Annotated in this window: 20 protein-coding genes and 1 pseudogene; 6 read left to right on the top strand and 15 right to left on the bottom strand. The window is 41.6% G+C overall.

Translation table 11 applies throughout. The features are described 5' to 3' along the window. The 3 genes from MKX35_RS14525 to MKX35_RS14515 all read left to right on the top strand — a co-directional run bounded on the left by MKX35_RS14525 (nucleotide 1) and on the right by MKX35_RS14515 (nucleotide 4,052). Nucleotides 1-1,611 (top strand): response regulator transcription factor, encoded by a 1,611-nt coding sequence (locus MKX35_RS14525; RefSeq protein ID WP_076299278.1) that lies wholly within the window; start codon nucleotides 1-3, stop codon nucleotides 1,609-1,611. A gap of 105 nt (nucleotides 1,612-1,716) precedes the next feature. Then, complete coding sequence (locus MKX35_RS14520) at nucleotides 1,717-3,396, top strand: ABC transporter substrate-binding protein (RefSeq protein ID WP_076299279.1); 1,680 nt, start codon at nucleotides 1,717-1,719, stop codon at nucleotides 3,394-3,396. A 119-nt stretch (nucleotides 3,397-3,515) separates the two neighbouring features. Continuing rightward, nucleotides 3,516-4,052 (top strand): CDP-alcohol phosphatidyltransferase family protein, encoded by a 537-nt coding sequence (locus MKX35_RS14515; RefSeq protein WP_256716279.1) that lies wholly within the window; start codon nucleotides 3,516-3,518, stop codon nucleotides 4,050-4,052. 4 nt (nucleotides 4,053-4,056) lie between these two features. Here MKX35_RS14515 and MKX35_RS14510 read toward each other — a convergent pair whose 3' ends face one another. The 7 genes from MKX35_RS14510 to MKX35_RS14480 form a co-directional block, all read right to left on the bottom strand. Then, nucleotides 4,057-4,653, bottom strand: a complete 597-nt coding sequence (locus MKX35_RS14510) for a DUF1349 domain-containing protein (protein WP_076299280.1) — start codon at nucleotides 4,651-4,653, stop codon at nucleotides 4,057-4,059. A gap of 174 nt (nucleotides 4,654-4,827) precedes the next feature. Beyond that, on the bottom strand, nucleotides 4,828-7,908 hold the full coding sequence (locus tag MKX35_RS14505; RefSeq protein WP_341044282.1) for an ATP-binding protein: 3,081 nt from the start codon (nucleotides 7,906-7,908) through the stop codon (nucleotides 4,828-4,830). Nucleotides 7,909-8,111: 203 nt separating this feature from the next. Beyond that, nucleotides 8,112-8,720 (bottom strand): ankyrin repeat domain-containing protein, encoded by a 609-nt coding sequence (locus tag MKX35_RS14500; RefSeq protein WP_081382836.1) that lies wholly within the window; start codon nucleotides 8,718-8,720, stop codon nucleotides 8,112-8,114. A 141-nt stretch (nucleotides 8,721-8,861) separates the two neighbouring features. Then, a complete protein-coding gene (locus MKX35_RS14495; protein WP_076299283.1) occupies nucleotides 8,862-10,373 on the bottom strand; it encodes an S-layer homology domain-containing protein in 1,512 nt (503 codons plus the stop codon). A gap of 149 nt (nucleotides 10,374-10,522) precedes the next feature. Then, complete coding sequence (locus tag MKX35_RS14490; protein WP_076299284.1) at nucleotides 10,523-11,215, bottom strand: response regulator transcription factor; 693 nt, start codon at nucleotides 11,213-11,215, stop codon at nucleotides 10,523-10,525. After that, complete coding sequence (locus MKX35_RS14485; protein WP_076299285.1) at nucleotides 11,193-12,692, bottom strand: sensor histidine kinase; 1,500 nt, start codon at nucleotides 12,690-12,692, stop codon at nucleotides 11,193-11,195. The genes MKX35_RS14490 and MKX35_RS14485 overlap by 23 nt, the downstream gene beginning before the upstream one ends. A 410-nt stretch (nucleotides 12,693-13,102) precedes the next feature. After that, entirely contained in the window at nucleotides 13,103-13,945 is an 843-nt protein-coding gene (locus MKX35_RS14480) for a sugar phosphate isomerase/epimerase family protein (protein WP_076299286.1), read from the bottom strand. A gap of 243 nt (nucleotides 13,946-14,188) precedes the next feature. Between MKX35_RS14480 and MKX35_RS14475 the strand changes: the two genes are divergently transcribed. Continuing rightward, nucleotides 14,189-15,088 (top strand): LysR family transcriptional regulator, encoded by a 900-nt coding sequence (locus MKX35_RS14475; protein WP_076299357.1) that lies wholly within the window; start codon nucleotides 14,189-14,191, stop codon nucleotides 15,086-15,088. 8 nt (nucleotides 15,089-15,096) lie between these two features. On the opposite strand, the gene MKX35_RS14470 is transcribed toward MKX35_RS14475, so the two are convergent. Then, nucleotides 15,097-16,086 carry an aldo/keto reductase family protein gene (locus MKX35_RS14470; protein WP_076299287.1) on the bottom strand — a complete coding sequence of 330 codons (990 nt, stop codon included), beginning with the start codon at nucleotides 16,084-16,086 and terminating at the stop codon, nucleotides 15,097-15,099. Between the two features lie 210 nt (nucleotides 16,087-16,296). Beyond that, entirely contained in the window at nucleotides 16,297-17,385 is a 1,089-nt protein-coding gene (locus MKX35_RS14465) for a DUF1648 domain-containing protein (protein WP_076299288.1), read from the bottom strand. Between the two features lie 356 nt (nucleotides 17,386-17,741). Here MKX35_RS14465 and MKX35_RS14460 point away from each other — a divergent pair. Continuing rightward, nucleotides 17,742-17,876 (top strand): annotated as a pseudogene (locus tag MKX35_RS14460) (helix-turn-helix domain-containing protein); the annotation flags it as partial. Between the two features lie 72 nt (nucleotides 17,877-17,948). On the opposite strand, the gene MKX35_RS14455 reads toward MKX35_RS14460, so the two are convergent. The 4 genes from MKX35_RS14455 to MKX35_RS14440 form a co-directional block, all read right to left on the bottom strand. Further along, complete coding sequence (locus MKX35_RS14455; protein ID WP_256716280.1) at nucleotides 17,949-18,443, bottom strand: GyrI-like domain-containing protein; 495 nt, start codon at nucleotides 18,441-18,443, stop codon at nucleotides 17,949-17,951. A 114-nt stretch (nucleotides 18,444-18,557) separates the two neighbouring features. After that, nucleotides 18,558-19,037: an SIS domain-containing protein gene (locus MKX35_RS14450; protein WP_256716281.1), complete on the bottom strand. Its 480-nt coding sequence runs from the start codon at nucleotides 19,035-19,037 to the stop codon at nucleotides 18,558-18,560. 50 nt (nucleotides 19,038-19,087) lie between these two features. After that, nucleotides 19,088-19,393 (bottom strand): MurR/RpiR family transcriptional regulator, encoded by a 306-nt coding sequence (locus MKX35_RS14445; protein WP_256716288.1) that lies wholly within the window; start codon nucleotides 19,391-19,393, stop codon nucleotides 19,088-19,090. Next, nucleotides 19,377-19,571 carry a hypothetical protein gene (locus MKX35_RS14440; protein WP_076299289.1) on the bottom strand — a complete coding sequence of 65 codons (195 nt, stop codon included), beginning with the start codon at nucleotides 19,569-19,571 and terminating at the stop codon, nucleotides 19,377-19,379. Before MKX35_RS14440 ends, MKX35_RS14445 begins: the two co-directional genes overlap by 17 nt. 175 nt (nucleotides 19,572-19,746) lie before the next feature. On the opposite strand from MKX35_RS14440, the gene MKX35_RS14435 reads away from it, so the two are divergent. Next, a complete protein-coding gene (locus tag MKX35_RS14435; RefSeq protein ID WP_076299290.1) occupies nucleotides 19,747-20,955 on the top strand; it encodes a GNAT family N-acetyltransferase in 1,209 nt (402 codons plus the stop codon). Between the two features lie 96 nt (nucleotides 20,956-21,051). Here MKX35_RS14435 and MKX35_RS14430 read toward each other — a convergent pair whose 3' ends face one another. Next, complete coding sequence (locus MKX35_RS14430) at nucleotides 21,052-21,969, bottom strand: N-acetylglucosamine kinase (RefSeq protein WP_076299291.1); 918 nt, start codon at nucleotides 21,967-21,969, stop codon at nucleotides 21,052-21,054. Between the two features lie 128 nt (nucleotides 21,970-22,097). Continuing rightward, nucleotides 22,098-23,660, bottom strand: coding sequence for a glycoside hydrolase family 3 protein (locus MKX35_RS14425; protein WP_076299292.1), 1,563 nt, complete (start codon nucleotides 23,658-23,660; stop codon nucleotides 22,098-22,100). Between the last annotated feature and the right edge of the window lie 7 nt (nucleotides 23,661-23,667).

Below are 23,667 nucleotides of genomic sequence, written 5' to 3'. Positions count from 1 at the left end.
ATGCAGATGATCATAGTAGACGACGAAGCACACTGGGTAGATAATCTTTCCATGACTAAACCCTGGCATACGCTAGGAATTGAACATGTGCATAAAGCTTATTCCGCACGTGAAGCGCTACAAATTATCGATACGCATCCCATTGATATAGTAATCTCAGATATTCAAATGCCAGAAATGACGGGAATCGAATTGATAGAGCGGATAAGAAAACATAACAAAAAAATTAAATGTATTATATTATCCGGCCATTCAGAATTCGATTATGCCAAAAAAGCACTTCAGAACAAGACCGTGGATTACTTGCTTAAACCGCCGACTGATGATGAATTGCTCGGAGCAGTCAAAAATGCGATCAATCAATTGAATGCTGAATGGGAGCTTATAAGTTCTCTTAAACGAACCCAGTTTACCCTCCGGGAGAACCTCCCTGTTTTACGGGGGCGCTTGCTACTGGATGCTTTACAAGGTCATCGTTTTCAAGCCGGTGAATGGGAACGGAAGCTCGTGAGTTACGATCTGCCCTTCCAATCCGGAGAATCCGCATTGATGCTGGTACGAATGGAAGAAGAATTCAGAGAATTTGATAATACCGATCAAACCTTGATTGAATATGCGATTATTAATATGGCTGAAGAGATTATGGGAGAATTTATGGAAGTCTGGGGCGTTAAAGAGGAACATGGATATCTTGTGTTTCTGCTCCAGCTTAAAGAACAAGGAACTGACCTTGGAAAAGAATCCATATTAGAGAAGCTTTCTTTACAACTTCAATATAAGGTCAAGCAATTTCTGAAAGGCTCACTATCCATTGTAATCACGGAGTGGTTCAAGTTTCCTGAGCAGCTGTCGAATCGTTTTCATCAGGCCTCCTCCTCTTTCCGCCAAATTGTCGGAGATGAGCGAGAATTCATTATGCGGGTCAGTGACTTGGAGCTTCCCTCAACACAAGGACCTTTAGACGCTCTTTATACCCCACCCTCTTTGATTCATCTACTGGAGAGTGGACATTGGGATGCGGCTGAAGAGAAATTGCTTGCCGTCTGTGCCGAACTGGATGAGAAATGGTCTGAATCGTGGGAGCATTGCATGGAGGCTGGCTTTTTAATTACTGCTTCTTTCACGAATCTTGCACATCGCAATGGTCATACGCTAGCAAACTTAATGGGGACCGATATAGAAGCGTTGCAAAGTGGGGATGCTTTTACCAGCATTAGTAAACTAAGAAAATGGTCGCTAAGTGTTCTAGCCAATCTAAAAGAAGGCACATCCAACGAAATCAAAGACATACGTTCCGAGTATGTAAAGAAAATTCAAGATTATACGGATAAGAACTTGCATGATGATGTATCATTACGTGTTCTGGCTGACCATGTAAATCTCCATCCGACCCATTTATCAAAAATTTATAAGATTGAAACAGGTGAAGGCATTAGCGATTATATCTCGCGCTTGCGGATGGATCGTGCCTGTCATAAGCTGAAGACCACCAATAAAAAAGTCTATGAAATCAGCATGGAGATTGGATATATGGACCCTGCTTATTTTATCAAAGTATTCAAACGGCAGTTTGGGGTAACGCCGCAGGAATATAGAGATACTAACAAATAACATGATAGAGTCCTATCGAAACTAAAAATCTCATATAGATGACATCCCCGACAAGTTGTTAAAGTTACACTTGTAAAGATCATACACAGTAGGGGGAATTGAAGAATGATCAAGTTCAAGAAAATGTGGTCGCTTCTCACGGTCACAGCACTTATCACTCTCACAGCATGTGGCAGTAGCGGCACATCTAATGAGAATGCCAAAAATGGTAACGCTACCAATAATACCCAATCCGAAGCAGATGCTGCTTTCGCAAAAGGCAAATACGATCCACCGATCGAGTTCAGTGCCGTATTGATGCCTAAGAAGTATGTTCAAGGTGATACCAAAGAAAACAACGTTCACGATCGCTGGATGCTTGAAACATTGGGTATGAAGCATAAAGATACTTGGTATCCTGCAAATGACGATCAATACAGACAAAAGCTTCAACTTGCCATTGCTTCCGGCGAAAAGCTTCCTGATTTCGTTTTTGCACCAACTAACGCAGTATTGACCAATCAGCTTATTGATTCCGGTCAGTTCATCGCTATCGATGAGTTGTTTGATAAGTATGCAAACAAAATTCTGAAAGATCACGTTGCAGCACATCCAGAACTTTGGTACCCATTCACTAAAGACGGTAAGAAATATAATCTGCCGATCCTTGAATATACCGACAATGATGATACGCTCTTGTGGTTACGTGAAGATTGGATGGAAAAGCTGAAGCTGGAAGCGCCTAAGACCATCGCCGATCTTGAGAACATCATGGACAAATTTAAGAACGAAAACCCTGATGGCTTAGCGCCTAAAGATGTGTACCCGCTTGCAATTTCTTTGAAAAACAACACAAATACCTGGATGGGCCAACTAGATTGGTTATTCGGGGCATACGGTACAATTGAGGAACAATGGAACAAAGATAAAGATGGCAATCTTGAATATGGTTCCATTAACCCAGGTGCTAAGCAAGCACTCGCAAAGCTTAGCGAATGGATGGATAAAGGATATATTCACACGGACTCCGCCCTTTGGGATGAAGGTAAATCCGCTGAGAGCTTCACGAAAGGTGCAGCTGGTATTCTGCCAGGCGCCAACTGGGTTCCAGACTGGCCTGCTCCCGATCTTATGAAGAATGTACCTGGAGCGAAGATTAAAGGTTATCCGGTTCCAGCAGGACCAGATGGTTTGATTGGAACCAAATGGCAGAATTCCGGTGTAAATGCTAGTATCATGATTAACAAGGATGCTAAGCATCCAGAAGCTATTTTCTTGTACTATAACTACTTGCTTGATAACTTAGCTAACCCTGCTGCAGGCAGTCAATATGAATATGGCTTTGCTAAAGGTTACGACTGGGATATGATTGATGGAGAACCAACAAGTGATAAAGACAAGATTAAAGACTTCTCCAATGAGTTCCCATTCTTAACAGGTCCGGCCCGTATTCCTGATCTGTTTATGAAAACTTTGGTTAAACTTGCTGACGGCGAGACACCTGTAACACCTTATGAAAAACAAATGGCAGAGTTCCGTAAACCAGAAAACTGGGCGGCAGGAAAAGTGGTTATGTCACAACTAGACGTTCGTAAACAAAACTACTTTACTGGTGCTGCTACACCAACGATGGTTTCCAAATGGAACCTGCTTCGTCAGTCCGAAATGGAAACTTTCAACAAAATTATTTATGGCAAACTGCCAGTAGACTCCTTTGACCAATTCGTTGCCAATTGGAAATCCAATGGCGGTGACCAAATCACTAAAGAAGTTAACGAATGGTTCAAGTCTGTATCCGCGCAATAAGCTTTAACAAACATAGAAACAAGCCGGAGCGAGCATTCGCTCCGGCTTGTTTTTTATAGAATTTGCACTCCTCTGGTAAAATAGAAATAAGATAAGGTCGTATACAAAGGTGGGATTGAATGATGAAGAGAATACCCAATGGAATTACGTTTGGCAGAATCATTTTGGCAATGTTGTTATTATTCCTCGATCCGCTAAGTTTGGCCTTCCTTGTAATTTATATCCTTTGCGGGGTCACCGATCTGATCGATGGACCTATTGCTAGAATGACGAACACAACAAGTAGCCTTGGAGCAAAACTGGATTCCGCAGCCGACACGATACTGATAGCGGTCTCCTTATTTACACTATATCCGCTTCTGGGACTTACGCTCGAAATCATGATATGGATCTTCATGATCGCGGTCATCCGTCTAACATCGATAGGGGTTGCCCTCCGAAGATTCAAAACTTACGCAAGCATTCACACCTATGGCAATAAACTGACCGGACTCCTCTTATTTATAACTCCTCTATGGCTTCTCCACATCGATCACACCATTTGGAATGTCTTTGTATGTATCATTGCTACCATATCCGCCGTGGAGGAATTCATCATCCAATTCACTTCAAAACAATTACAGTTAGACCGAAAAGGATTGTTCATTAAAAATTGATCCATTAGAAGCGGCTTTCACCCTTCGATTCCGACAAACTCAAATAGTCGAATTTCACTGAGCAGCCTTCACCTTGGGGAGATTGTGCGACAACACCTGCTACGCATTCAGCACCTTCCTTCATTCCAAAATATCGGATCAGTGTCCAATTCGCTCCGTCCTCTGAATAGGAGAAGGTAACACAATGATTTTGTTTGGTAATACGCAAATACGGATTGTCTACAGCAACTTGTACGGAGTTACAATCATCTGACATCCCTTCCCTTGTCACCACAGACACGATTATGGGATACTGTCCGTCAAACTCAAAGCAAATTTTGGCCCAGTTATAATGGTCCATCATAAACATGAGGCAGCCTGAATCATATTTATGCCGCATATTGACACTAATTCTGGTCGTCATTTCAAAGGAAGTACCCACAGGGGTGGATAAGAATGGCGCTGAACTTGCGAAATGTTTACCTGCCGGGTCTTGGAAAAAATCCGATTTAGGTGGTGCAATTATTGTAAGCTCATCTAAGTCTGTAAACTCCCAACGCTCGGGGCAATTCATCCAGCTCAGTTGTTCTCTTGTCTCTTTTACAAATAAGTTATTAGTCATTCTAATTCTCCTATCATGAATGGTTTTTTGATCACAAATTTTCCTTTCTCTGTAATAATGGCAGGTAGCTTTTATTTTTACAATCAATGATGCAACAATAGTGAAATATTCACATAATTTTCTAAAGAAAACACCAAAAAGGGATAACTCCAAGGAGTTCCCCCATGATCACAATTAATCTTTATCAGGAATGATAAATGACACCGTAGTTCCCAAACCAGGGATACTTTGAATTTGCAAGCCACGTCCATATAGTTGTGTCAATCTTCTATCCGTATTAAGCAGTCCAATACCTTGATTCTTATAGCCATTCGGATTTAACAGCATGCTGACTTGTGCTTCGTCCATTCCAATCCCTGTATCTACAATGTTAAAATGAACAGCATCCGCACGTGTCTCAATGTGAATACGCAGTGTTCCGCCTTTAGCCCGACTTAAAACCCCATGTCGAACAGCATTCTCAACTAGTGGTTGAATCGTAAGCGGAGGCATCAACATTTCAAGATTTGCATCTACTTTCCATTCCACATGGAGTCTCTCCTCAAAACGCTGCTGCTGGATATATATATAATTCTCCACCAGCTCAAGCTCCTGTGACAGCGTAACGAGCTTGCCTGCATTTAAGAAGTCAAAACTTATGCGCAGATAAGTTGTGAACGCATCTGATAACTCTCTCATTTTGGCAGTATCAAAGTCACTTAAGGACATGATCGAATTCAGTGTATTGAAGAGAAAGTGTGGATGGATCTGCGCTTGTAAATAAGCACCCTCCATCCTCAACCGATCATTGACCGCTCGCTTCATAGATGAAAGTGATAAGGCACGATACTTCAACTCCATTGCATCTACCGGCTTGGTAACATAGTCGTTTGCTCCAGCCAAGAAGCCTGCATAGACATCTTCCCGCTCACTGCGTGCAGTCAGTAGAATAATAGGTAATTCATACATCGTAAACCGCTCGCGGACTAATCTAGTCATTTCGTAACCAGACATACCCGGCATCATCACATCAGCGATGATCAGATCGAATCGATCATGGTTTAACTTATCCAGCGCTTCACGTGCAGAAGTCGCAGTCACCATCTGATATGTTCCATCTGACAAAATATTTTGCAAAACTTTTAGATTGACCGAATCATCGTCAACCGCCAGAACACGAATAATATCAGCGTCTGTATTCAAGAGTGGCTCTACTTCCTTCGTGGAGTATGTGGCGGCCACCATAGTAGATACCTCAGCAGTGATCCATTCACTGAAAGGTGACAATGGGTCCGTATCTTTTTCTATATGAATATCAGAAATGGAAGACTGTACACTCTCATTTACTTCGGGTAATTTGAAGCTGAACTTACTCCCCTGACCCGGCTGCGATTGCAGCAATAATTCACTCCCGTGCAGCTCGACCAGTTCCTTGCAGATGCTAAGTCCCAGTCCAATACCACCTTCCCCGTAAGCCCCTTGTTCATAGCGCATAAAGACACGTTTCTTCAATGCCTCATCCATACCTATTCCTGTATCCGTAACATGGATCCATACCTGCCCATCCACTTGTTCTGCTGACAGTACAACACTTCCCTGTTCGGTGAACTTAAGCGCATTATGAACTAGATTAATCAGAATCTGTACCAATCGTTCCTCATCAGCATATACACACGGCAAATCCTCATTAATGTCCATGCGAAGCTCCACCTTAGTCCCACCGGTCAGGAAGCGTAACATATCCAGCACGCCCTCAGCCAAGGACCTTACTTGCACCACCTTGATGTTCATCACAATCCGTTTATCCTGCAATCTCACTACATCTAGCAAATCGTTCAGCATGAGCGACATCCGCCGACTGACCATTATTAGCAGTTCCATGTCACGTTGACTCTCTTCATCCAGTACATGTTTCTTTCTTATGAGCACACTCTGAGCAATATTCATAATCCCATGCAAAGGAGTCCGTAGTTCATGAGATGTATTGGCCAAAAAACGATCCTTTAATTTGTTCGATTCAGCCAATTGAGCATTCAGTAACACATTTTGATGGGATTGATGAAAATATCTCCTAAACCAATAGGTAGAAAAAGCAGCAAGTGCAGCAATTAAATCAACTGGATAAAACATAAATTGTGAGGTTCCTGCGTAATAGACAGATGCCCACATTATATTATTAATCACAGCTAGCACTGAACATAATAAAAATAGAGCTCCCTCAGCTTGAATAAATACCATTTTCATAAAATAATAAGCCGTCCAAAATACTGGAATGTAATACAGGATCATATAGACCCCTTTTTCGATCGAATACAGCACTGTCTCTTCTGGACCAAAGATTATAAATAGGGTAAAACCGAGGAGTGAGAGGATATAACTATAAAAAGCCTTACCTTTCCGCAGGTTCCCAAAGAGCTCTCTTCCCATCAGGAACAGAAACAAGCAAAACCCTATGTATGAAAGAACCTTTAGCTTCAATGTCCAGGCAAAATCAACTTGAAGAAACCGGAACAATAGTCCATTATGTTCAACCCCAATAGATACAGCTGCTGCGACCATCATCGAAAAGAAAATAATCAACTCTGTTTTTCGCACATCCATCAAATAAATAATCAGTAAATAGAGCCCGTGAATCAAAAGCAATACCCCTACAACTAGCTGCAAGCCAATGGAATTCCAGTAGACTGTATCTATCTCGTGTTGAATGCCAAACTCTACAGACCTAACAATGCCTCCTTTTAACGGAGACCCGTAATTTGACGCTCGAACAAATAGATCCATTTGGTTCTGATCTGTCGGTACATAACTGATCAAGAATGACTTCGTGACAGAAACATGGCCTTCTTTCTCTTCAGATAACTTACCGAATCGTGAGAGGACTGTTCCATTAATCTCCACCTCAGAAGCAGTATAGACCGATTGAAACCAAAAGCTAAGCGGCTCAGATAAGGGTTGATCCAGCAGAATACGCAAATGATAAGTTCCGTATCCATATGCCTTCTCTTGATCTGCCGGATTGAATTTAGAAGTCCAGTTACCCGGCACCTGAAGCCTCTGCCATTTCGTAGCGTTGTTAATATTGGTAGCGTTCACCCATTGTTCAGGATAGAATTCCCATTCACCATCCAGCGGAAAGGTGCTTAGTGATTCAATGTCCACCCCACGTAAATCTAACACGCCTTGCTTCACAGCAGGAGGATTGGATAACGAAAAATGATTATACCAGCCCCAACGTACAATAATTAAAAGACCGATAAATACTACTATGTATAACATATGACTCAACTTAATTTTATTCTCCGAAGTTCTCATGTACGCCTCATTCTTCGATAAATTTAATAGTGCTATATTCCCATCTTCCACTATTGAATATTATAGTCTGATTATACTATATTATGAGGTTTATAGAGGTGGGTAATCCTAGTTTCAAAGGACAAAAAAAAGAAACTCCGTTTTGAGCGGAGTTCCCTTTTTAAAAATTATATCGAATCACTACTCTTGTTCATTAGCATTTCTACCATTTCTTGATAACCCCTATTTTGCGCATGCTGTAAGGGGCTAATTCCATTAGAATCCGCAAGTTGAATATCAGCACCATGATGTATTAACAATTGCACTATAGCTTGATGTTCTTTGCCCCCATCGCCTAGTATGATAGCTTCTAGTAATGCAGTCCAACCCAGATTATTGACATGATCAATATTGACGTCAGAACTTGTAAGAAGTTCTTCCACAATATCCACATGACCACGGTCTGCAGCAGGGATGAGTGCGGTCCCCCCAAACCTATTCACAATTGAGGTATCAGCACCTGCAGCAATAGATACCTTCACAAAATCAAGCATTCCTTCAGCGCCTGCATAAAGAAGTGGATTATCCGAGCGATTGTCGCGGATATTGATGTTGGCACCTTTTTCAAGCAATAATTTGAATATATCCAGTTGATTCGTGTGTACAGCGATTAAAGCGGGCGTTCTACCCTCATTATCTGTAACATCAATATCTGCACCGTCTGTTAATAGTTTTGTTATAAGCTCCTTATCTCCTTGACGAGTCGCTGCTAACAGTGCTTGGTTCAGCTTATCCATTTCATTGTTCACCTCCTGAGTTGATTGCTGCCCTTGGTTGTTTAACACCTTGAAATCATCGGTCTGACATCCTGATATAAAGAGTAAGAGTGTTAAGACGAGAAAGCGCATGACATTCAACACCTTTCATGTAGACTCGCCTTATTTCGAAGTGAATGTGGCTTGAGAGGTTGCCCATGCGCCTAGTGGTGTCACAGTATACACTGTCCCAGCAGCCAATTTACCGCTATCCGTAATATCGAATACACCTACGGCACCTTTACGACTGGAGAATTTATAGGTTGCAACCCATTTGTCTCCGTTTGGAGCGGTTAGTTGTACACTACGACCCGAAAACAATTCATCACCAGGGTCTTGAGCCAAGGATACATTGATGGATGTATCGCTGACAGCTTCAGCGCCAGAGATTTGCAGTGGCGCTATTTCTTTTGCTTCGAATGAAGGATTTGATATATTGGCCCAGTCGGATGTTACGGTATATTTCACACCTGGTTTCAAGACTTGTCCTTCAGGAAGCCGGAATTTCGGCTCAATCTTACCATCTGTCGATTGTGTAAATGGAACATACTTGGCAACGATGGATTCTCCACCTTCTGGGGTAATCGTTACTTGTCTACCTTGCATGGAAGGAATGATTTGATACGTGATGCCATTTGATCTGTTGTTCTCATCCAAAACAAATGCGTTAGCACCACGTCCACCACTGTATGCAGAGATGACATATCCATAGTCAATGACGCCATTTGTTTTCAGTGCTTCAATCTCAAAGGTGTCGTTGGTTACCTGAGTGGTTGCTGTCATATCCACCTTGGCTGCGTTTCCTACAAATGATCCTGCCTTCTTACCTTTGTACGTTAAATTATAGGTTGTTCCAGCTTTTTGCACCGATGTAGGAACAATGTACGTTGCAACAGAACCCGATTTCAGCCGCGGCATATTCGTTAAGGTTAGACCGTCATTGAATACAAAATCTTCTTTTGCTTTAGCAAACACCTCATTCTCAGCTGTCAAAGGAGCATCCAAGGTTACGATTAATGTAATTTCATTGATCGATTTCACACTTGTAATTTGAGCTTTATCGGATGGCATTGCTTTACGTGCTGTATTCAGTAAGGCCGCTGTTTCGCCACGTGTTACAGGTCCAGAAGTGGATTTCAATTTATTAGCCCAGTAGTTAACCGATAAGACATCACGCTTCAACGCCTTCGATACAACTTGCACGATTTCTTCATCCGTTACCGTTTTATTAGGGCTGAATTTACCATCTTCCGTTTCCATTATCCCTAAACCAACAAGTACTGACGCATATTTGTAATACCATACGTTCGAATTCACATCGGTGAATGGGGCAGTGTTCTCTTCAGTGCTTTGTAATTTAAAAGTCAATACTACCATTTTCGCTAATTCTGCACGATTGATTGGATTGTTCACACCCATCGAATGATCTGCATAACCCTGTAACACACCTAATCCCGCAAGTACTTCAACGGCTTCTTGAATTTCTTTATCTGATAACTTAGATGCAGCTGCGGATATTCCTATGTTGCCTGATGTAGGTGCTGCTTGTACATTTAACACGGCAAAGGGTAAAGAGGTTGCGCCTAGTGTTGCTGCGATCATTAATGCTGCTGCTTTTTTAGAAACGATTCTCACTGTATTTCCCCCTCTAAAATCATTAAGTTATTTGTTGCTCATGTCTATAACTGAATGATAAAGGAAAGAAATAAACTCCCCAGAAACGATTTATTAATAAAGTATTAACTAGAGCTTAAAATTATCGAAAACCTTAAAGAAAAACGCCATTACACCGTAAACCGGTATCCCGCACCCCACACCGTTTCAATATATTGTGGATTCGAGGGGTCCGCTTCCAGCTTCTCCCGTATTTTGCGAATATGAACCGTAACCGTTGCGATATCTCCGCTGGAGTCCATCCCCCAGATCCGTTCGAATAAATCATCTTTGCTGAATACCCGATTCGGATGACTCGCTAAAAAGACCAGTACATCGAACTCCCGAGCGGTAAACAAAACCTCATGATTACGTACATACACTCTGCGGGCATTTTTATCGATATGAACTCCACGGATTTGGATCTCATGCTTCTCCATTGGCTCTAGCTTGCTGAGCATGCGTTCATATCTCGTTAGGTGCGCTTTCGCTCTTGCCACTAATTCACTTGGACTAAAGGGCTTCGTAATATAATCATCCGCTCCGAGATTAAACGCCCGAAGCTTATCGATCTCCTCTTTCTTCGCAGATACGATAAAGATCGGCACTTCCTTAGCCTCCCTAATACGGCGGCATAATTCAAAGCCATCGATGCCAGGTAACTGCAAATCTACGATAATAAGATTATAATCCCCTTCAAGAGCCTGCCCAAGCCCTTCAGAACCTGTATGACATATATCAACGGCAAAACCGTTCAGTTCAAAATAATCTTTTTCCAATTGCGCTATCGTTGCCTCATCTTCAATAATCAGAATCCGTGTCATGCGAATGAAATCCTCCTTCATCGGTCGTTCGCTTTAAAGTAAAGAACAAGCTTGATCCCACACCTGGTTCACTTTCCATCCATATCGACCCACCATGCCCTTCAATAATCTGACGAGCTATCGCAAGACCAAGTCCGCTACCGCCTGTCGATAGATTCCGAGAAGGCTCTGCACGATAAAACCGTTCAAAGATATGTGGAAGTGCTTCAGCATCAATACCCATTCCATTATCCTTCACTTCAACAGTCACCCATTCACTATCCACTTGCAGAGAAAAACGGATGAAAGGGTCCGGCTTGTCCATATACTTCAGCGCATTTCCAATTACATTCAGTAATACCCGTTTTAATTTATCTAAATCTGCAACAACCTCAATACGCTCGGAGTTATGGTCGTCTAGCTGAAATGAAACTCCTTTATTTTCGTTATGGTAGCGCATCTCTTCGATACAATCCTCAAGGAATGCAATAATATCCACAGCTTCGAACGAAAATGGGACCTGATTCAAATCCAGCTTGGAATATAGGAACAATTCATCAACCAATTTATCCATTCCAATGGTTTTGTTATAAATAATGTCGACGTACATGTCCATCTTCTCAGGTGTATTGGCGACACCATCTCGTATGCCTTCAATAAACCCTTTAATATTCGTAATCGGAGTACGTAAATCATGTGAAATATTTGAGATTAATTCTTTCCGATTCTCCTCATATTGCAGACGAAGGCTCACTGACTCTTGTAACCTCTGTCTCATCGTCTCAAACGCTTTATTTAACTCCCCAATCTCATCTTTGGATTGCAGGTTAAGTTCAAATTGAAGGTCACCCTCTTGAATTCGTTCTGCGGAATCCCTTAACTTGTTCAGTGGCTTAATAACACTTCGTGTAATCCAGCGATATAATAGTACATTCGCAACCACAAGAACGCCAATTAATATCAATGAAAAGATCGGTAGCAGCCTCCGTGTGAGTTCCGCAAAAGGGCTATGCTCTTTGATGACGAAAACACTGCCTTTCGCCCCATCCGAATATTTAAAGTCAAATTTGGCATAGCCATAAAATCTTTCTTTAATATTAAACGTGTTACGAATCTGATAGTTATTGAGATCGTAAGGAGGTAAAGCATCCTTTAATTCAGGTTGATTGAAGGTGCGCGATTCAAACACAGGGTCATTTACTCGCCTTACAAATAGTCCCGCTTTCTCTGTCTTTAGCTTAAAATCATATTCCAGTAACAAATCCTTGTTCTGCAATTCATCCGGGTCATGCTTGGCTAAATACTTTAATTCTAAAAAAATCGACTCTTCTTGCTCCGACAACGGATTTAATTGATAGTGCACTTTATAAAAATCCCTAAGACTATGAACATCTCCAGTTGATGCAATTGTAAATAAAGCTGCCGTCATTACGATGATAAGTAAACTAACGACTAGCATTCCCGTATAAGATAACAGTAATTTTATCCGAATCGACACGACTGTTCCCCTCTCACTAACATTGGATCCGCTAAATAGTCATCTCCGTATTTTAGTGAAATACTATCACATGGGGAGAGCGTTTGCTAACAGAAAAAAACTTCTACCAACACTTCGGCAGAAGTTTTTATAGAACTTAATTTACGCGAGATCATCAAATGCTATATAGATTGATCTGATGATTTTCCTATTTCGGGTTGGTCGCGACTCCAGAGAATGTTTGGACTTCCGGCCGCTGTTGTCTGCAGATTTCTTGATTTATACCGTTCTTAACGGTTGAAATCCGCAGACTGCCTATGCTTTCGAAGCGAGCTTTCCTACGGTAAGCTTTCGGGCGGACGCTACCGCTCCTACAGTTCCAAAATTCCCTTCCACCACTTTTCCCTTTTTTGAATATTTTCAAGTTCATTCTATATTGGTACGTTTTCCAGTGATGAGAATACTTTATCGAAGCCTGCTTTAGAACGAGAAAATAATTCAGATGAACTTTGCGCGGAAGCTGGCGCCAGAACTTCTTGGGCGATCACACCGGCATACCCGATCTTTTTCAGGCTTCCCAAGAATCCTGTGAGATCAATAGAACCTTCTCCTGGATACAATCGATCGAAATCTAACAATTCCTCTGTCGATAGAGGTTTAGCATCATTAATATGGACATATGCAATTTGATACGGTTGTAATTTCAGCAGATCCTCACTCGTTAATCCATTCGTATGCCAATGGTAAGAATCCAATAACAATCCGATGTTCCTTACTTGAATCGTCTCCATCCAGCTCAACGTATCTTGCATCGTCCAGATCAGTGGATTTGCCCATTGTGTACGTAAGTGATGAGGGCCTACGAACTCTAATGCTAATGTAATTCCATAAGCGCCTAATATTTCCGCGCATAGTCTTAAACGTCTCGTGGCTGCAATCATAAAAGCTGCGACCGGAAGATCTGTCGAAGGTAAAATATATGTACAACATGTCGTACAATTTAATGCAGCAGCGGCCTCAGCCATTTGGGTAAGCGATTTCAACCCTTCTCTAAAGCTTTCCTCTGTTGTGCGCCAATCTACCACTAAACCAAATGATCCTAGCATGATGCCATGGCTTTCCAGCAATTGAACAGCCCCATCCTTACCATACTGCTGCACTAACTCCAATGGATTTGCGTCTATCGACTGAAAGCCGAATTGGCTCGCAAGTCTGATATATTCTTCATTAGAACTGAGTTCACCCAAACCTGCTGTTGTTAATCCTCTTATCATCGTCGTTCTCCCCCTTATGACCAATCTAACAGTTCGTCATATCTAGTCTAGCGCATCGTGCACTCGAATAAAACCATCTCTAGTCCCCTTTAACAAATTCTACGATCTAATTGCAATAATGTTTTTTGTCAAAAATTAAGATGGGGTAGGAGGCTTATGGGGGGACGACAAGCCCTTCCTTTCATTTTCGTTCAAAGATCCTTATACTTGCTTGGAGAAGCATTTCAAGGGAGATTGAACAGTATGGACATAAAAAAATTGCAATACTTTATCGCAGTAGCAGAGGAACTGCATTTTAACCGTGCAGCAGAGAAGCTGAATATGACGCAGCCTCCCTTAAGCCAGCAAATTCAAGCTCTGGAGAATGAGATTGGTGTGAAACTATTAGAACGGAACAAAAGACAAGTTCGTCTAACGCCAGCGGGGGCGGTATTTCTAGAGGAGGCTAAATCCATTCTATCTCAACTGGAACGCTCTATTAAAACAACACAATTAGTCGATCAAGGAATTATCGGACATTTGAACATTGGATTTATAGATTCTGCAGCTGGTGGAGTATTGGTCGATATGTTAAAAATGTTTCGGGAACGTTATCCACAAGTACAACTCACATTACATGAGATGACATCTGCTCAGCAGTGGCAGGCTTTACATGAAGGAACGATTCACATTGGATTTGTACGTTATACAGAGTCGGGCAAGCATATCGACCATCGTCCCTTAGTCAATGAATCGCTTGTTGCCGTTTTGCCAGAGAAGCATCACCTAGCTCATTTACCGGTGTTATCCATTCGCTCTTTAGCTTTAGAGCCGTTTATATCGTTCCCACGTCATTTAGGAGCTCCTTTTCATGACCTCATTATGAGCTTCTGCGCCCAACACGACATGTATCCGAATGTTGTACAGGAAGCCATTCAGATGTACACCATTGTAAACTTGGTAGCTGCTAATCTTGGAGTTTCCATTGTGCCCTCTTCAGTTGCTATTTTTCAGCGCGAAGGTGTCGTATTTCGTCCCTTTGAAGAAAGCACACCATCGATTCCCCTTTATGCCGCTTGGAGAACCGATTCCGATCGTGCCTCCTTATCCGCGTTACTAGAGATCATAGGACAAATGAGTTCAGAAGTTATTAATGGTGAATGATATAATATTCAGCCCGTTTTTCTAGGATCACGTTCAACGAGCCCTTCTAGCACCCTATCGATTTGCATCATAACTTCCCTATCCAGACGAACTCCCGCAGCTTTGGCATTTTCTATTACTTGCTCAGGCTTGGATGCCCCAATAATTGCAGATGAGACTTGTGGATTTTGCAACACCCATGCTATAGCCAATTGCGGAAGCGTCAACCCAACTTCGCTGGCGATGGTAGAGAGATTCGAGATCGCCTCAAGCACCTCAGTCCGAAGCCATTGACCCGCCAATTTATTCATAAAAGGTGAGCCCGCAGCTGTTGAAGCACGAGAACCCTCTGGCAATGGTTGCCCTGGCATATATTTGCCTGAAAGAATCCCTTGAGCAAGCGGTGACCAGACCACCTGTCCAATCCCTTCCCGCTCACAAGCTTGAACTACCTCCGTCTCCATTACGCGCCATAACATCGAATATTGAGGTTGACTAGCCACCAATGGCACCTTCAATTCCCTCGCCAAAACAGCACCTTCTGCTATCTGATCCGCCGTCCACTCACTTATCCCGACATAGAGAACCTTACCTTGACGCACCAGATCCGAAAAAGCCAAGAAGGTCTCTTCAAGGGATACTGTTGCGTCAAAGCGATGCGCATAATAGATATCAATATAATCGGTCTGTAATCTGTTCAGTGAAGCATGGCACGCCTCCATAATATGCTTGCGAGACAGACCTCTTGCGTTACGTCCCGTCCCTGTGGGATGGCACACCTTGGTACACAATTCGATATCAGCTCTGTGCACTCCTTTTAATGCTTGGCCCAGCACCATCTCAGCTTTCGTATCGGAATATACATCTGCAGTATCAAATGTTGTGATCCCTACATCCAATGCAGCGAGAACACAAGCATGGGCAGTATCATTGTCCACTTGAGCACCATGTGTAATCCAATTACCATAAGCAATCTCACTTAGATGTAAACCACTCGTTCCTAATTTGCGATAGTTCAATTTATACCCTCCTTTAGATAACAATCTGATTGTAACAAAGAGATATTAATACGAGAAATACTCTTTGATATGCGATTTAATTCAAAAAAGATATTACTGAGATACTTAAAGATAATAAAAAACGCCCTTTAGGCGTTTTTTTCGGTAAATATTTTGTTTTGAAACTCTAACTTCGCCTATACTCCGGTGAGTATTAACCTCCAAGCCTTGTTACCGCACCACAACTAACAGTACAATAATTCCGAGCCAAAACAGCCAGCTTAATGGGTGACCGAAATTTAATCCCCAGCCGACTCCGAGCCTTTTCTTGACGATTAGGTTTGGATCTTTGGGATTGAAATAAATCATACCAAATCGCCATTTATCATCATCATGGACAGGTCTGACATTGGAGCTATCGGCAGATCGCTCCAAGCGGCTTTCGCCCTGACCAGCCCAGAACGTTAAGGCCAAGGCGTATAGGATAATAAGGGCTATTATGATTAGGATAATAGGGATAGCGAAATTCATGTTAAGCAGAGATATCATGTTTAGTTGCACGACAGAAAACAGGATAACCATTAAGAAGCTTGCTGTAAGCATAAAATATGACCAAGTACGGCGGTAAGTTGCGTCTTGTCTGATGGAACGGTTAGGATCATTGGGTTGAACCTGCTGCTTTACTCTGCGAATACTCCAATTCTCAAATATGAACAAAAGTGTTATGAACACTTGCATTATTGTAGGCATAAACACAGAACTAAAAGATTTAGCTGCATAGCGGTCTACGTTCCAACTGCTGTTGTAATGGATCGGAATCTGATCAGGAATCAGATCGTAGTTGTATAGCACAGTTACAATACTAACAACAGTAATTAAAACATGAATGAGGAACCAATTATTAGACAAGCCAATGTTTCTTTTCCGAAATCCAGTGTCCACTGCCATGATCGATGGTTCCAGAGCAATAGGCAGCATAGGTAGTAAACTTTTCATTTTGAAATGATAGCTAATGTTTATGACTAGGGAGATTACGACCATGGCGAGTGAATAAGTGACAATGATCCAACTTTGTTGCTTGGAATGTTCATCACCGTATATTAGACAGATGATACAAACCATGAATAGGATGGTATGCAAGGTAGCACTAATCCTAGCATATGACTTCCGCATCTGGCGCAGAGGCTCACTATGGAATTGTACAGGGCTGACGGTGACCCCAAAACTAATCGTCTCTCTTGTTAAATAAGGCATGCTTACCATGAGTACAATGGCAGGTACAAATACAAAGATCATTACTATAACAGGCATTATCGTCATATCATTCGCCTCCTCTTATATATAAGTGTGTATTCAAAACTCTATAACCCTTATAGCATAGGCGATTGATCACTATGCCTTTTTGCGTATGATTATCCTATTAACTTAGGATAGGTAATCGACTTGAACATAAATTTTATTATAATCGATTTTAGTGACTATTGGGGTGAAATTAACAATTTATCCAGTTTTTTCGCTACGCAGAGCTACTCATCTGACAACTGAATTATGGCAAGTACATCTGTTTGAAATTCTATGTAGGTAAAGGACTCGCCTCGTATCTGCAATGGTGCGGATTACTGCGTCAGAGTATAAATAAGTCCGTCCATGCTTAATATAATACTTGCTCATTCGGATACTCCCGCTACGAGAATGGAAATTTGGATGTTCCCAGCGCCGTTTTAATTACGCTAGCTAAATTCCATAAAGTAAGCATCGACTATATTTTGGGTCAGACAGATAACCCTAAGCGCTATCCCAGCAATAATTAATAATCCGCAACACAAACAAGCTTCTGTGATATTCACAGGAGCTTGTTCACGTCTAGGCTAAAGCATAAATAATTACTTCAATGCTACAAACAAATCAATCTCATTCTCTAGACTTTCTGGTTTATATCTTTCATCCCAAATTTCAAAATCATAATCCTTTGGTTCATTTCCAGTTTCTCTAATCCATTGTCCATATACATAGTCATATGAACGACTGAGATCGGATTCAAGTCCCTGATGTGTGTAAGTAACATACTTACTCTCACCGACAGCATGACCTATCATATCTAACGGAACATCACCTTGTTTACTTACTTCATAACAAAGAATATGTGTAAACCTGTCAACCTGAGGATTAAAATCGGGCTCCATAGGATAAATCTGTATTAAGATTACATTCTCATTTTTCTTGTCTTGAATTTCGTCTTTTCTTTCAAATAGCGAATCATAAATGTTCTTACCAAGACCAGACTCAAACTCATTAATATCTGCTTCAATTTTGTAACCTACAACATGAAAAGGGGATAATGTTACTACTTTAGCTTCCAGAAAATCTCCTCCATTCAAAATAAGGAATACTATTTGATTATACTATTAAGTGGAAGAATAGTTCGATCTACTTAAAGCACTTTACAATAAAAAAGCTTCCACCATACTCTGGTAGAAGCTTCTTATCGCAATTTAATCATTCAAAATTTCAATCATTTTTCTTGTCTTCGCTAGCTGCTCCACAGTAAAATCATGCTGAGCAGATGCATATGCGCTAAAGACAATATCGAGCACAAATAATTGCGCAAATCTTGAGCTTGTTGCCGCACTACGAAGCTGCGTTTCCGGCGCACGTGATGTAAATAAAGAAACATCGGCAAGCTGAGAGAGCTTGTTATTACCAGGACGAGTGAGGCTGATTGTTTTTATCCCCTGTTCCTTAGCTCGTTTTAATAATTGAATAACCTCTCTCGTTTCACCGCTATACGAAATCCCCCAGAAGACGGCATTTTCTGATTTCGTAGCCATGGCTGCCGCCAATAAATGACGATCTGAAATCGCATATACATTTTTGCCTAGCCGAAGCCATTTTTGTGCTGCATCTTCTGCAATAATAAATGAGGCACCTATCCCATAAACATAAATCACTTCTGCCTGTTGTAACAGGCTCACTGCCTGCTCTATAGATTGTGCGTCGAGTTAACTGGCCGTATTCTGAAAGGTCAGTATGGTGTTCGACAGAAATTTATCAATGATGGAATCAACGTTTCATTCGATTCAACATCAAAGTATCTAACATGCGGCGTGTTCTCTACCTCCGCGGATAAACGGATTTTCAGCGCTGGAAAGCCCTCTATTCCAAGCGACCGACAAAAACGAACAACCGCCGCACTGCTTGCCTCCGCTTTTGTCGCTAACTCATGTATGGTCATATGCAGCACTTCTTTAGCATTTGCAAGAATGTACTCCGCTACTTTTTTCTCTGATTCTGGCAATTCATTTAAGTCTAGCTCAATTTGCGAAATCATACTTCCCTGCAATTAAACCCGCTCCAACAAATGCAGGAATCATTGGTATGAAATTATTTCCGATTTTTCGCAAAAAGTTCTTGAACGGTTTATCATTCTTCTTTTTAAGCTGCGCCTTCATTTGTGCGCTTTGTGCTTGTAATTGCTCAGCCGAAGTCGCTATTTTCCTAATACTCATTTAGACTATATTGAGCAATCTAAATTTTGTATCACTTCTATGATTCCACACGTTCCATTATTGACGAATTTTTTTTTCAACATTAAACTATAAGTTAAGAAATTAAATTTCAAAAAAACCGTTTTTTTCATTTATTAAATTTATCCCAACATTACGGCGCAGGAGGAAATGAAAGATGACGACGACACCAAACATCATCGTAATGAACCATCCAACTAGAGAGCAGCTTGAAAAGATTTACGATATTTTAGATGAATGCTTTTCCGTAGGCCGAGCTTTTTTCCAAGAAAGATTAGACCTAGACACCACATATGATCCAGATACAACATGGTTTGCGATGGTTGACGATAAGATTGCATCTAATGTACAAATTTTTCCGTTTCATATTAGAGTCGGTCAAGCGATCTTGAAAACGGGTGCAATGGGGAGTGTCGGTACAGATCTAAATTACCGCGGGCTGGGGCTTGCACACAAAATTCTTCATGCGCAGACCAACTATATGAAAGAAACCGATTATGATATAAGCTTGCTTTTGGCTAGCAAGCATGCGTTTTATGAAAAGGCTGGCTGGAGACTTATTCCGGAGACTGCTTTCGCAATTGAAAAACCAGCAAGTTTGGAGCAGCAGCAAAACAGTGATGAAATCATTCCTTTTGAAGCATGTTATCTCGATGATATCCGTTTCATCTATGAACAATTCAATAAGAATCGTACCTACACCGTGATCCGAAGTAGAACGTATTGGAATGATTTATTGACCTGGCCGGAATGGAAGAAAGTTGACTGCTTGCTCCTTCGCAGAAATGGAAAAATCGTCGCTTATGGCATCATTGAAAAGAAAGATACTGAACAAGTATTTATTAATGAATTATTGTATTTGAACGAAGCCGAAAACGGCGTTGAAGCTTTGTTTCATGCCTTATGTCAGCTGCGCCAAAATGCAAAGCAAATATTAGCGATGCTCCCAGAGGACCATAAGCTATATTCCTATTACCAACAACATCAAGCAAATTCAATTCAAATCAATATGGCGATGTGGAAAATGATCAATCTCAGTTCAACTTTCCATAAGCTTCAGCCTGAATTAGAAGATCGCCTAAACCGTAGCAACATAATTGCAGACCAGGAACTGCATATTGCACTTCGCAGCAATGAGGACTGTATCTACTTGGATTATAAGCAAAAGCGGCTTACTGTTTCCGATACTAGTAATCATACCAATCCCTATACTTCAATAGAAGTAGATGAACGTGAGCTAATGACTTATATCATGTTCGGCTATAATGAAGCAGGCGCAGCAAAGGACAGTACTGAGCACGCTAACATCCTTCAAGCTCTATTTCCGAAACAACAAGCCGTGTTTTATTTGACCGATAAATTTTAAGCCATTTTTGATTCCTACCATTTTAAAATAAGCGTGTGTCGCAAGTCCAACTGCTCGGACTTATGACACACGCTTATTTTTCCATAGCGACAAAAACTAGTCGTTGTTCATTTTTGATCTTCCTAACAGGACAGCACCGTAGGCTGCATCCTTAATCGGCAAAATCAGCTTTGTTTGCGTGTAGCTCTGTGCGAGCTTTCGCTCCAAGGCTTCTTTCACAAAGCGAGACTTTTGCAGCACACTTCCTGCAATCGCAATCGGACTTTCATATAGCTTAAGCCGTTCAATAACAGGCACAACAAGCTCATATAGATTGGCTGCACATTTCTCCGCTAACGCTATTGCATGTGCATCGCCCTTCTCGCATGCGGTCGTCATAATCGGTGCGAGCTGCGCAATATCTTTTTTCGTCGTATTTTTATCATAAACAAAGCCAATAATCTCTTTCACAGTGCTTAATCCAAGGTGCTCATATACCATCGCTGGGATGACCGTATCGTTTATTCTTCCGTCCTCCACTTGAACTAATACAGATAATAGATCGCGCCCAATGCTATAACCGCTTCCCTCGTCATCAATCAGATGACCAAAGCCTCCTGTGCGATGCTGCTCTCCTTTTTCATTGACCCCAAAGCAAATCGATCCTGTACCGGCAATGAGAATGATGCCTTGCATCGCATTTTGTGCCCCGTATAATGCGGTTTCTTGATCGCCTGTAATCGTTAATGGCCCGATATAACCGTTATTTCTCACATGCTGCTCCAAAAAATTGATGACCAGCGGATTACTTATTCCTGCCGCACCTATACATATATGAGCAACTTCTTGTAAATTACCGCAGTAGAGCCTCGTTTGACTAAAAATTTCCTCAAAGGAGGCGGCAATAGCATCAGCATCACCACCGTTATAATTAATAGGCCCTACAGTAAAGGTGAATAAAGAGTCTTCCTGGTCATGCGTAATGGTGACAGCTGTTTTCGTGCCACCCCCATCAATTCCAACGATAAATGCCATACCTATGTCCCCTTGTTGTACTTTTTTCAAAGATAAGAATTTATATGTTTCACGCGATATATTATCCTTATATTTCTCTCATAAACGTTTGCCGTCCTTGAAAGGACGCCGAAGGCGTTTATGCTTGTCTACATCTGTATCGTAATATTGGCGGTGGGTACAACCTCACCATTTAGGATTGGAAGGAGTGATTTGAATGCATCAAGTGTATACTCAAATGCCGCAATTCCGCAGAACTCGCCTTCGATTAACGGTAAATCATACGGGCGACCTAATGTAATGGCCGTTACTTTGCAGCCTGCTGCCAGCAGCTTCTGAACAAGCGCAAGCTGACCTTTGTTTTCACGCGCATTGAACAAGCCGATAACAATATGCTTGTAGCCTTGTACCTTTGGCAGCGCAGCGTTGATTTGCTCCTCGCTCGGGTCAATGTCGATAATCTCATAAGCTGTATTAAAATGCTCCCCCATATATTGCGGAAAGCTAAGAGCTTGATTCAAGCTGCTGGACGCAAGATCGGTGCGGTATGAATAGGAACCCATAAATAACACTTGCTCGTCACCGGTATGAATGGGCTGGAGCTCACCTTTAATGAGGCAGATCGTTTCCGTACGCATTAGCTCATTTGCTCGGCGATGTACATCGCAGCCAACTAGTTCATAATCTAGCTCCTCAATCGTCGCATATTGTGCTTTATAAGCTAAAATTTTTGTAACAGCTGCATCAATTAGCGCTTCATCCAAATCACCGGTGGCTACAGCTTCTTCGATCAAATGAATCGCTTCCTTCACTGTCTCAGGAGTATGACTAATGAATACCAAATCAATACCTGCTTTAACAGCTCCTAACGCTCCTTTTGCCGTACCATAGTATCGTTTGATCGCGTCCATTTCTAAACAATCCGATACAACTAACCCTTTATATCCTAATTTTCCTTTTAATATCTCTGTAATAATGGTATGAGACATAGTTCCGGGCACACCGGATTTTTCAATTTTCGGAAATAAAATATGTGCACTCATAATCGCTTGAGCGCCTTGCTCAATTGCGGCCTTAAACGGCAGCAGCTCAAGCTGCTCTAATTCCTCAAGTGTTTTTTCAATGGTAGGCAAGCCAATATGTGAATCGACATTTGTATCTCCATGACCTGGAAAATGCTTAAGTGAGGACATAACGCCTCCATCGAGCAATCCCTTCATCATTTGAATTCCATACTGGGATACTGTTGCAACAGAATCACCATAGGAACGAACATTTATGACTGGATTCAATGCATTATTGTTAACGTCCATAACTGGAGCTAGATTAAAATTAATACCTAATGCTTTCAATTCTCTGGCAGTCATTCTGCCTGCTGCATACGCATTTTCAGGTCGTCCTGAAGAAGCAATTGCCATGGCTCCAGCAACATTGGTCGCGTCTTTAGGCATACGAGTGACTCGACCGCCTTCTTGGTCGATCGTAATAAAACCCGGGATACCGGTATGTGTCGTGTACCATTGCTGCAGCTCAGTAACAAGCTCGCCTAATTGATATTTATTGTCGATATTATGTGAGAATAAAATAATATTGCCGACTTTATAATGCTCAATAACTTCCTTCAGCTCAGGAGTGATCTCGGTTGAAGGGAAGCCTGTTACGAACATTTGTCCAATCTTTTCGCGCAAGCTCATATGTTCTATTGTTCTCATCAATTAT

Source organism: Paenibacillus sp. FSL R5-0923, assembly GCF_038009145.1.
In the GTDB taxonomy this organism is placed as follows: Bacteria; Bacillota; Bacilli; order Paenibacillales; family Paenibacillaceae; genus Paenibacillus_AQ.
The sequence above is the reverse complement of the archived record's forward strand: the minus strand, read 5'-3'. Positions and strand labels throughout refer to the sequence as shown.